An 11237-nucleotide genomic window follows, 5' to 3' on the forward strand; every position below is an offset into this window, starting at 1 on the left:
GCGATGGTACGCAGCGAACATGGTGTTTCGGGTCAGTACATCGAGAGATGAACATGGTTCGTGTGGGACGCCGCCGGAGAGCCGCTGCCACTGTACGAGCGCCACCCGGTGCCGGGGTGCCAGATCTGCCGGTACCAGATCACGTAGAGCACGCCCAGCCGGTCGGCGTTGCGCACGTGCCAGGCGGCCAGGCTGTCCCCGTACGCCTTGTCTCCGCCGGTCGCGTTCTTGTCCTCGAAACCGTTCGTGGCGGCCGAGAAGTCGCAGGCCCGCCCCTTCGGGTGCTCGCCGCCACCGCCGCTGCGCTTGCAGGAGACGTGCCGCTTGTAGCCGGCCGCCTGGGTCTGCTTGAGCGCGTTGAGGGTGCGCGGAGTGATGCATCCGGAGGTGGTCGGGTCCTTCACCGAGCAGGATTCCGACGGCCAGGACCCGTCGGAGTTACGCGGCGCAGGCTTCGCCGAGGCGGAGCTGCCACCGCTGAAACCGTTGCTGCTGCCGGAGCTGACCTCGGCGAGCGCCTCCTCGGCTTCCTTCTTCTTCTTCGCCATCACGGCGAGCTGCTTCTGCTGCTCGCGGACCTCGGCGTCGATGGCGACCTTGGCCTGCTGCGCCTGCTGCCGGGCTTCGGTGAGATCACGCAGCCGCTTGCTGTCCCGCTGGGCCATCAGGTCGAGGTCGCCCGCGCGTTGCAGGAACGCCTCCGGGGAGGCGGTGTTGAGCAGCATCGAGACCGCGCTCAGCCGACCCACCCGGTACGACTGGGCGGCCACCTCGCCCACCTGGCTGGTGAGCCCGACCAGCCGACCCTCCAGCGTCGTCAGCTCGCCGGTCAGCGCCGTCTGGCGACGCTTGGAATTGTCCAGTTTGGCCTTGGCCTCAATGTGACCCTTGGCGGTCAGCTCCAGCGCGTCCTGCAGCTTCTTGCTGCCACCCTCGCCCGGCTCCGCGTACGCGGGCACGCCGGCACCACCGAGCACCAGCGCGACGGCGGCGAGCAGGGCGAACAGAGCGCGGCGACCGAGCCGCGGGCTGAGCCTGGTCCTGGGCACGAAAGCGTCCTTCCGTCGACCGCCGGCCCCCGATGAACACTGCACGGCGACGCCGGTCGGCGGCCTGCTGGCGGAGACCGCCGGTCACGATACCGGACCGCGGGCCGGTGACCAGCCCCCTGACCCTCGGACCGCCTCCATGTCGACGCAGCGTCCGCGCCCGGTCGCGCTGCGCGCGGATCAGGTGCTGAGCAGAGCGTCGCGCACCTCGGCCCAGACCTGCTCGTTGGCCGCGACGAGCAGACCGCTGCCGTCGTCGGCGGGGTGGTAGTCGACGCCGTCGAACCGGCGGGCGACACCGCCGGCCGCACGGACCAGGAGGGAGCCGGGGGCGTGGTCCCACGGCAGGGTGCGCCAGAAGAGGGTGAACTGCTGCTCGCCGGTGAGGATGTCCAGGTACTCCCGACCGGCGCAGTGCTGGCCGGGCAGCAGCTCACCGAGCCGCCGACCGCCGGCCCGGACCCGGTCCCGGGTCTCCGGAGGCAGGAACTTGGTCATCGCCGCGCCGCGCAGCTCACCGAACGGTGGCACCGAGCCGCTGCCGTCCACCGGCCGACCGTTGAGCAGGGTGCCCTCGTCCGCCCAGCCGGCGGCGAGAGTGTCGGCGAGCGGGTCGAGGATCCAACCGGCGGTCGGCCGCCCGTCGGTCAGCAGCGACACCATCAGCGCGAACGGCCGGCGACCGGCGGCGAAGTTGGCGGTGCCGTCGACCGGGTCGACCAGCCAGACGTCTCCGCTGTCGCGCAGGTGCCGCAGCAGCCCCGGATCGTCGGCGACACCCTCCTCGCCGACCACCACCGAGCCGGGCCGCAGTCGGCGCAGCCCGGCAGAGATCAACTCTTCGGCGCGGCGGTCGGCGACGGTGACCACCTCGCCCGGCGCCTTCTCCGACACGTCGGCGTCGTCGAGCTTGCGGAACAGCGGCAGCACGACCTGATCGGCGGCCTCCAGGAGCAGGTCACCGACGTCGTCGAGCAGGGTGTCAGCCACGAGGCGGCAGCTTGACCACGCTGACGAAGAACTCGTCGATCTGACGGACCACCGAGATGAAGTTCTCGAAGTCCACCGGCTTGGTCACGTAGGCGTTGGCGTGCAGCTGGTAGCTGCGCAGAATGTCCTCGTCGGCCTGTGAGGTGGTGAGCACCACCACCGGGATCCGGCGCAGGGTCTCGTCCTTCTTGATCTCCTCCAGCACCTCCCGGCCGTCGCGCCGGGGCAGGTTGAGGTCGAGCAGGATCAGGTCGGGTGCCACCGCGTCGGCGTACTGGCCCTCCTGCCGCAGGTAGGCGAGCGCCTCGGCGCCGTCGGAGACGACTGTCAGCCGGTTGCGCAGCTTGTGTTCCTCGAACGCCTCCTGGGTCATCAGCACGTCACCCGGGTCGTCCTCCACGAGCAGGACCTCGATCGGGCTCTTGCCATCCGCCGGCGCGGTCATCCCACCGTCTCCCTCATGTCACCCGTTCTACCGCTTTCCGGCCCGTCGTCGGCCCGGTCCGGCTGGTCCAACTCGCCGGCCTGCTCGGTCAGCGCTGCCGGAGCCTCGGTCGAGGGCGTCGTGTCGCCCATCGTCGGGTCGTCCACCGTCGGGTCGTCCGGCTGCTGCGCGGCATCGGCGGCGGCAGCCGCCTCGACGTCCTCGGGAAGCGCCGGCAGGGTGAACCGGATCGCGGTGCCCTCCGGCACGTCGGTGTCCACCCAGACATGGCCACCGTGGTACTCGGCGATCTTCTTGACGATCGCCAACCCGATGCCGGTGCCCGGGTACGCGTCCTTCGAATGCAGCCGCTGGAAGATCACAAAGATCTTGTCGGCGAACTCCGGCTCGATCCCGATGCCGTTGTCCTGGCAGGTGATCTCCCACTCGGCGCCCACCAAGCGGGCCGAGACGTGCACCTTCGACGGCAGGTCCGGGCGACGGAACTTGATCGAGTTGCTGACCAGGTTGGCCAGCAGGTTGGTGAGCAGCGGTTCCTCACCCGAGATCACCGGCAGCTCGTCCCAGGTCAGCTCGGCATCCGCGTACTGCCGGGCGGCCTCGGTCTGGCCGGCCACGTCGCCCATCACCTTGTTGAGGTCGACCTCGACGAAGCCGGTGGTGAGCCGCCCGATCCGGGAGAACGCGAGCAGGTCGTTGATCAGACGCTGCATCCGTTGCGCGCCGTCCACCGCGAAGGCGATGTACTGGTCGGCCCGCTCGTCGAGCTGCCCCGCGTAACGGCGCTGGAGCAGCTGGCAGAAGCTGGCCACCTTGCGCAACGGCTCCTGCAGATCGTGCGAGGCCACGTACGCGAACTGCTCCAGGTCACGGTTGGACCGGGTCAGCTCCTCGGCCTGCTTCTGGAGCTGGCTGTTGACCCACTCGATGCGTTCGCGGGCGGCCCGGACCTCGGCCAGGTCGGCGGCGATCTTCTGCCGCATCGCGTCCACGTCCTCACCGAGCCGGATGAACTCCGGCGGGCCGGTGGTGGCGATGCCGTGCTGGTAGTCACCCTCGGCGACCTCGCGGACCTGGTCGGCCAGCCCGATCAGGGGCCGGATGACCATCCGGTCCAGCGAGAGCACCAGCAGCGCCCCGGCGACGACCACCACCAGCGCGGCGATGATCAGGAGGACGACCAGGACGTTGCTGCTGGTACGCACATCGGCGGCGGCCTTCTCCCGGGCGGCCAGGATCTCTCCCTGAAGATCGTTCACCGCCGACCGCACCTGGTCGAACTGCTGCCGGGCCCGTTCGGTGACCAACGCCTGGCCGGCGCGGGTGCCGCTCTGGTCGGTGGTGGTGATCACCGGCTCCGCCACCGACTGCCGCCACTGCGCCGACTGCTCCTCGACGACCCGCAGCTCCTGGCCGATCTGTGGATAGTCGTCCAGCAGCGCCCGCATCGAGGCGACGACGCTCTTCTCCTTCTCCAGCCCCTCCTGGTAGGGGGCCAGGTCGGCCGGGTCACCGCTGACCGCGTACCCCCGGACCGCCGTCTCCTGGTCGAGCAGCGCGTTGAGCAGCTCCTGCGACTGCACCCGCAACGGGCCGGTCTGGTTGAGCACGGCGTCGATCTGGGTGCGGTTACGGGCCGCGACCGCCGCCTCCGCGGCAGCCAGGCCGATCAACAGCACACCCACGACGGCGAGCAGGGTGATGACCCGACGGCGCAGACTCCAGCCGCCGACCACCGGGCTCACCGGCCACCACCCCGGCTGACCAGCAGCATGGCCACGTCGTCGGCGAGCGGGCCACCGTTGAGCCGCTCCGCCCGCCCGACCAGCCAGGCCGGCAGCTCCGGCAACGACACCGAACGGTTGTCCGGCTCGTCCAGCAACCCACTGAGGCCCGGCACGTCGAGCCGTTCGTTGCCCTCGCCCACCCGCCCCTCGATCAGGCCGTCGGTGTACATCAGCAGGGACCAGTCATCGGTGTCGAACTCCAGGTCGTAGGCGATCGGCCGGCGAGGTCGTACGCCCAGCAGCAGGCCGCCGGGCGCGGGCACCGGGACGACCTGGCCGCCGGAGAGCAGCAGCGGTGGCGGGTGCCCGGCCAGTCGGACGGTGGCCCGGTTGGCGTCCAGGTGCAGTCTGATGGTGGCCACCGTCGCGAAGATCTCCTGGAGACGGCGCTCGCTCATCAGCACCTGCTCCAGGGCGGGCAGCACCTCGTCGTCCGGCACTCCGGCGAGCACCAGGGCCCGCCAGGCCACCCGCAGCTCGACCCCGAGCGCGGCCTCGTCCACCCCGTGCCCACAGACGTCGCCGACGATCAGGTCGAGGCGGTCCGGGTGGGTCTGCACCACGTCGAAGAAGTCTCCGCCGATCAACGCGGCGTGCCGGCCGGGCCGGTAGAAGGTGTGCACCGCCACCTGGTCGGTCGTCATCAGCGGTTGGGGCAGCAGGCCGCGTTCCAGTCGGGCCGACTCGGCCTGGCGCAGCTCGACCTCGCGCAACCGGCGGGCGTTCTCGTCGGCGCGCTTACGCTCCACGGCGTAGCGCAGCGCCCGGGTCAGCAGCACCCCGTCGACCTGGCCCTTGACCAGGTAGTCCTGGGCACCCTCGGCGACCGCCACGACGCCCAGGTGCTCGTCGGTGCGGCCGGTCAGCACGCAGACCGCGGCGCCGCTGGACATCTCCAGCACCTGGCGCAGCCCGTCCAGCCCCTGCGCGTCGGGCAGGCCCAGGTCGAGCAGGACGCAGTCGACGTCGCTGATCCGCTGCCGCGCCTCCCGGAGGCTGGTGGCGACCAGCAGGTCGATCATCGAGTTCGTCTCGGCGAGCAGCTCACCGACCAGGAAGGCGTCGCCCTCGTCGTCCTCCACCAGCAGCACCCGCAACCGCTCACCCGGCGGCAGGTTGGCGTGCCGCGCCAGGCCACCATGCGGGTACGGCACAACTGGGGAACCGGCCAAGCCGGCCCCCCGGTGCGGCCGGGTCACCGCCGCGAGACGCGGGAGTTCGCTGGTGATGTCGGGCTCCTTCCGAGTGCCCTGCTGATCCTGTATTAGACAACGGTCGCACACAACATGACGCCGGCGGCGCGGGCGGGCATGGGCCGCATCACTGCCACCGAGGTACATCCTTGCCGATCGGTGACCGACGCCGATCGGTGACCGACCGGCCGTGCCGCTGGGCGCCGAGGGACGGCAGGATGATCCCACCCCAGGCCCCACCACCCCCGAGGAGTCCCCGTGGGCGCACCCACCACCCCGGCCACGACGGGCCAGCCGGCCCGTCCGAATCCGGGCGTACCCGCTGCCGACCGCGCGCTGACCCGACCGCGTCGGCGCCTCGTGGCCGCGGCGGCGGCGCTGCTCGCGCTGGCCGCTGTCGGCGCCGGCAGCCTGCTCGACCTGCGCACCCCGGCCCCGAAGCCGGCGGACGCGCCGGCGGGTACGTTCAGCGCCGGCCGGGCGTACGAGGACGTCCAGGTGATCGCCGCCCGATCGCACGTCGCCGGCAGCCCGGCCAACGAACAGGTCCGCGCGCACCTCGAGCAGCAACTGCGGGGGCTGGGCCTGGAGACCGAGGTGCAGGACACGGTGGCACCGGAGGCGGGCCAGCTGAGCGGGGCGGCGGGCGGGGCGACGGTGGCCCGGGTCCGCAACGTGGTGGCCCGGCTGCCCGGCACCGACCCGACGGGGCGGGTCTTCCTGGTCGCCCACTACGACTCGGTACAGACCGGGCCGGGCGGCAACGACGACGCCGCCGGCACGTCGACCATCCTGGAGGTGGCCCGCGCGCTGACCACCGGTCCACGGCCGCGCAACGACATCGTCTTCGTGCTGACCGACGCCGAGGAGGCGTGCCTCTGCGGGGCGTCCGCGTTCGCCGCCAGTCACCCGCTGGCCGCCGACGGCGGTGTGGTGCTCAACCTGGAGGCACGGGGCTCCACCGGGCCGGTGATCATGTTCGAGACGTCCCGGAACAACGCGAAGCTGGTGGACATCTTCGGCCGGGCCGCCCCACACCCGGTCGGCACCTCGTTCGCGGTGGAGATCTACCGCGCGCTGCCCAACGACACCGACTTCACCGCCTTCCTCGATCAGAAGTTCGTCGGGCTGAACTCGGCGTACATCGACGGCGGGGCGATCTACCACACGCCGTTGGACACTCCTTCCGCGATGGACCGGGGCAGCCTCCAGCAGCACGGGGACAACGCGCTGGGCCTGGCCCGGGAGTTCGGTGGCACCGACCTGACCGACCTGCGCTCCGGGCACGACGCCACCTACTTCCCGGTGCCGGGTGGGCTGGTCCGCTACCCGGGCTGGCTCACAGTGCCGCTGGCCCTGCTGGCGGTGGCCGGGGTGGCCGCCCTGGGCTGGCTGACCCGCCGCAGCGGCCGGGCCAGCACCGGCCGGCTGGCCGCCGGCTTCGCGCTGACCCTGGTGCCGATCGTCGCCGCGCCGGTCGCCGCCCAACTGCTCTGGCTGGCGATCACCACGATCCGACCGGGGTACGCGGAGCTGCTCGACCCGTACCGGCCGATCTGGTACCGGCTGGCCGTCCTGGCGCTCGCCACCGCCATCCTGTTCACCTGGTACGCGCTGACCCGCCGCCGGATCGGCCCGGCCGCGCTCGCCGTCGGCGGGCTGGCCTGGCTGGCCCTGCTCGGGGTGCTGCTCGCCGAGGCGGTGCCGGGTGGGGCGTACCTCGCCACACTGCCGGCGCTGGCCGGCGCCCTCGGCGGGCTGGTCGCACTGCGTACCCGGCAGACCGGACCGTGGCCGGTGGTGGCGGTGACGGCCGCCGCGGCCGTCGGTGTGGTCATCCTGCTGCCCACCGTGGTGCTGCTCTTCCCCGCGCTAGGGATGGCCATGGGCGGGGTGGCCGCACTGGTCGCGGTGCTGCTCGGCCTGGTCGCCCTGCCGGTGGTCGACCTGCTGCACCCGCAGGCCGGCGGCCAGCGTGGCCTGCTCGCGCTGCGGGCCCGGCGGCTCTCGGTGGTGCCGGCCGGTGCCGCCGCCGTCGCGGCGGTGGTGCTCGCCGGGGTCGGGCTGGCCGTCGACCGCTTCGACGCCACCCACCCCGCGCCCACCCATCTGATGTACGCCATGGACGCCGGCACCGGCCAGGCCCGTTGGCTCAGTCACGAGAGCGACCCGCAGCCGTGGACGGACGGCTACGTGGACGAGGTCACGCGCATCGATGACGACTTTCCCGGGATCACCAGCGACGATCTGCGGGCCGGCCCGGCGCAGGCAGCGAACCTGCCGGCGCCGAAGCTTGAGGTGATTTCCGACGCCACCGCGAGTGGCGAGCGCACGCTGCGACTGCGGCTGACCCCGCAGCGGGCGGTCCGGGTCGCCACCCTGCACGTCGACACGTCGACCGCCACCGTGCTCAGGGCCGAGGTGGCCGGCCGGCCGGTGTCGGCGGAGCAGGGCGGCCGCCGCTGGGGCTTCGGCGTGGTCTTCCACGCTCCTCCACCGGAGGGTGTCGAGGTCACGCTGGTCCTGGGGCCGCGCGGAGTGCCGGTGGAGTTGCGGGTGATGGACGCCAGTGATGGGTTGGACGCGCTGCCCGGCTTCCGCCCCCGGCCGCCGGCCGTCGGCGTCCTCGGGTCGCACACGTCGGAAATGCTCGCGGTCGCCCGTACCTATTCCCTCTGATCTCCCGGTGGTCCGGCGGAGCGTTCTTCCGCCGGACCACCGTTCCGGTCAGCCCACCGGTTCCGGTTGGCCGGCACCGATCCGGTGCCAGCGATTACCGTCGTGATCGGTGAAGGTGAGGTCCACCAGGACGGTGTCGGCCGGGCGGAGCCGGTGCTCCGCCGCGACGGTGACGAAGAGGTCGTGCACCTCGCGGCCGGGTATCCGACGGACCTGTTTCGCCGGGGCGAGCGCGACCGGCTGGTTGTCCGGATCGTCGGAGGGGACGAGCCGCGCCAGCACCACCACGTCCAGCACCGGGGCGTCACTCTCGTTGGCCACGGTGACCCGCAGCACCGAGGTGCCGCGGATCTCGGCCACCGCCGAGACCAACCGGGCCTGGGAGGCCCGGATCCGCAGGTCATCGTTGCGGCGGGCACGAATTTCCCGCCGCAATCCGAGGTAGACGAAAAGCACGCTGGCAATGGAGCCGACTGCGCCGAACCAGTCCGGCACGTTTCCCCAATCGATCACGTCCGGGAACGGTGACCAGTTCATGCGTCCATCGTGGAGGCACCTGTCGAGTGCCGCGCACGGCGGATCGGCTGGATTCGACAGCGAATTGGGAATTCCGGCACCGATTCCGGCCAGCCGGGTGACCTAAACGGAGAGTGTGCAACCCAGTACGGCCGTGGATACCCTTGCGGTCTACATGGTGCGGGTGGCAATCCCTCCGACTGTCCACCAGACGGACAGGATCTTTCGCCACTGGCCCATTGCGAATTCGCCACCGAAGGGGGCCCGCATTGACTGCGGACGTTCCACCCGAGGATGCCGGCGTGCCTCGGCCTGCGTACGACCGGCCGAGTCGGGTTTCCGTCGATCCACCACTCGGGCGACTCGACAGCCCACTGCACGGCCGAGACGATTTGATCAACGAGATCGTGCAGCCGGGGGAAACCGCCGAGGGCCGGCCCTCGGTGCACATCCTGTGCGGCATGGGCGGTTCCGGCAAAAGCCACGTCGCGCTGGAGATCGCCCGCCGGGCCCGGGCCGACGGCCGGACGGTGTGGTGGGTGCAGGCCGGGCGGCTCAACTCCGGGATGCGGGAGGTGGTCAGCCAACTCGGCGCGTCGGAGACCCAGGTCGACCAGGCCTGGGCCGGGATGATCAGCGCCACCGACCTGGTGTGGCGCTACCTCAACCAGACCGCGCAGCCCTGGCTGCTGATCTTCGACAGCGCGGATGAGCCCGCCACCCTGGGCCCCACCGACGGCGTGCTCGCCGACGGTACCGGCTGGCTGCGCAGCCCAGAGGCCGACGACGGCATGGTCATCGTGACCAGCCGGGACGGCAACCGGGCCACCTGGGGCACCTGGTCGACGTTGCACCAGGTGCGCCCGCTCGACGCCGACGCCGGCGCGCAGGTGCTGATCGACCGGGCCGGCGCCCAGGCCGGGGGGCTGGCCGACGCCCGGGAACTGGCCCGGGAGCTGGGCGGGCTGCCCCTTGCCCTGCGCGCCGCCGGCAACTACCTGCGGTCGGTCAACGCCAGCCCGGTCTGGCGCGGCTCATCCACCATCACCACCTTCGCCGACTACCGGACGGCCATGCAGCGTCGGTTCCGCTCGCCGCGCGACGCCGCCGACGTCGACCTCGACGAGTCTCTCGGCCTGGAGATCGTCCGCGAGGTCGACGACATCTCACTGGACCTGCTGGCCCGCCGTCAGCTCCAACAGAGCCGGCCGCTGCTCAACGTGTTGGCCTGCCTGAGCATCTCCCCGGTGCCCTACGAGGTGGTGCTCAAGCCGGCCATCCTGGCCGAGTCGCCACTGTTCAAGGGGCTGACCGCCCGGCAGCGGGTGCGGGTGCTGGAGGGCATCGGCGATCTCGCTCTGGTCGACTTCGACGTCCAGGAGGACGTCAGCGACCCGGCGTTCGCGCACGTGCTGTCGCTGCACCCACTGGTGCACGCAATGTTCCGCGACCGCGACGAGGTTCGGGATCAGCTCGCCGACTACTACGCGGTGGTCATGAAACTGCTGCTCGCCGCCACCGAGGGGCAGAACCCGGACTACCCCGTCGACTGGGCCAACTGGGACGTGCTGGTGCCGCACCTGGTCGAGGCCGTGCGGGGATATCTCGTGCCGCAGAAACACAAGCACAACCCCGAGACGGTACGCCGAGCACTGGAGCTGACCCGACTCACCGCCCGCTACCTCATCGCGATCGGCCTACCCGGCTCGGCCTTCGACATCCTCGACCCGATCGTGCGCGGTTGCGCCGCGTACGACCACGACCTGGACCGGCCGCAGGTGCTGGCGCTGCGCCACGAGCTGGGGCGCACCTGGTTGGAGCGCAACCAGCCGGAGATGGCCGACCGGGTGCTCCGCGAGGTGATCCGCGACCGCACCCGGGTGCTGGGCAGCGACGACGCCGACACCCTGGCCAGCCGGCACAAGCTCACCAAGGCGATCATGGCGCAGCGCCAGTGGCCGGAGGCCGAGCTGGAGCTGCGGCAGATCGTGGCCGCGGAGGACCAGGTGCGCGGCCCGGAACACTGGGACACCATGATCGTGCGGCACAGCCTGGCGCTGGCAGTGCTCGCCCAGCAACGGGCCCCCGAGGCCGAGGAGATGCTGCACGCCATCCTGGAGGTCCGCTACCGGCGGTGGCCGCTCAACCAACCGGAGACCTGGCAGGCCCGGCACACGCTGGCCCGCTGCATGCAGGCGCAGGGCCGGCTCGCCGAGGCGGAGGCCGAACTGCGGGCCACCCTGGCCACCGTGGAACCCCGGCACGCCGACCGCAGCGAGGTGCTCGCCATCCGGTCCACCCTGGGCCTGGTGCTGCTGCTGGAGGAGCAGGTCGACGCGGCGATCGAGGTGTACGAGCAGTTGCTGGCCGACCGCCGGCGACTCCTCGGCGACACCCACCTGGACACCCTTCAGGTGGAGCACGCACTGCGCCGGCTGCGTAACGGCGACTGAACGACCAGTGCGGCGCGGCCGGCGGTGCGGCCGGTCAGTGCGGCGCGGCCGGCGGTGCGGCCGGTCAGTGCGGCGCGGCCGGCGGTGCGGCCGATCAGTGCGGCGCGGCCGGCGGTGCGGCGCGG

8 protein-coding genes are annotated in these 11237 nt (G+C 71.8%); 2 read left to right on the plus strand and 6 right to left on the minus strand.

Going from position 1 to position 11237, the window contains the following annotated elements:
- Positions 1 to 32 precede the first annotated feature (32 nt).
- The 5 genes from ABZU52_RS21925 to ABZU52_RS21945 all read right to left on the minus strand — a co-directional run bounded on the left by ABZU52_RS21925 (position 33) and on the right by ABZU52_RS21945 (position 5425).
- Complete coding sequence (locus tag ABZU52_RS21925; RefSeq protein ID WP_354972851.1) at positions 33 to 1049, minus strand: hypothetical protein; 1017 nt, start codon at positions 1047 to 1049, stop codon at positions 33 to 35.
- Between the two features lie 180 nt (positions 1050 to 1229).
- Positions 1230 to 2039 (minus strand): inositol monophosphatase, encoded by an 810-nt coding sequence (locus ABZU52_RS21930; protein ID WP_354972852.1) that lies wholly within the window; start codon positions 2037 to 2039, stop codon positions 1230 to 1232.
- Entirely contained in the window at positions 2032 to 2484 is a 453-nt protein-coding gene (locus tag ABZU52_RS21935) for a response regulator (protein ID WP_354972853.1), read from the minus strand. The genes ABZU52_RS21930 and ABZU52_RS21935 overlap by 8 nt, the downstream gene beginning before the upstream one ends.
- Positions 2481 to 4229: an ATP-binding protein gene (locus ABZU52_RS21940; RefSeq protein WP_354972854.1), complete on the minus strand. Its 1749-nt coding sequence runs from the start codon at positions 4227 to 4229 to the stop codon at positions 2481 to 2483. Before ABZU52_RS21940 ends, ABZU52_RS21935 begins: the two co-directional genes overlap by 4 nt.
- Positions 4226 to 5425: a fused response regulator/phosphatase gene (locus ABZU52_RS21945; RefSeq protein WP_354972855.1), complete on the minus strand. Its 1200-nt coding sequence runs from the start codon at positions 5423 to 5425 to the stop codon at positions 4226 to 4228. The genes ABZU52_RS21940 and ABZU52_RS21945 overlap by 4 nt, the downstream gene beginning before the upstream one ends.
- A 399-nt stretch (positions 5426 to 5824) precedes the next feature.
- Between ABZU52_RS21945 and ABZU52_RS21950 the strand changes: the two genes are divergently transcribed.
- A complete protein-coding gene (locus ABZU52_RS21950; protein ID WP_354972859.1) occupies positions 5825 to 8143 on the plus strand; it encodes a M28 family peptidase in 2319 nt (772 codons plus the stop codon).
- A gap of 48 nt (positions 8144 to 8191) precedes the next feature.
- Here ABZU52_RS21950 and ABZU52_RS21955 read toward each other — a convergent pair whose 3' ends face one another.
- A complete protein-coding gene (locus tag ABZU52_RS21955; protein WP_354972856.1) occupies positions 8192 to 8680 on the minus strand; it encodes a hypothetical protein in 489 nt (162 codons plus the stop codon).
- Positions 8681 to 8961: 281 nt separating this feature from the next.
- On the opposite strand from ABZU52_RS21955, the gene ABZU52_RS21960 reads away from it, so the two are divergent.
- The gene (locus ABZU52_RS21960) at positions 8962 to 11112 is read left to right on the plus strand and encodes a tetratricopeptide repeat protein (protein WP_354972857.1); all 2151 of its coding nucleotides are present in this window, start codon (positions 8962 to 8964) and stop codon (positions 11110 to 11112) included.
- Positions 11113 to 11237: the final 125 nt, after the last annotated feature.

The organism is Micromonospora sp. NPDC005220 (assembly GCF_040607895.1).
Taxonomy (GTDB): Bacteria; Actinomycetota; Actinomycetes; order Mycobacteriales; family Micromonosporaceae; genus Micromonospora.

Excerpts from the sequence above, each read along its gene's own strand:
- ABZU52_RS21935 (WP_354972853.1), bottom strand. The coding sequence starts at position 2,484 with ATGACCGCGCCGGCGGATGGCAAGAGCCCGATCGAGGTCCTGCTCGTG.
- ABZU52_RS21955 (WP_354972856.1), bottom strand. The coding sequence starts at position 8,680 with ATGAACTGGTCACCGTTCCCGGACGTGATCGATTGGGGAAACGTGCCG.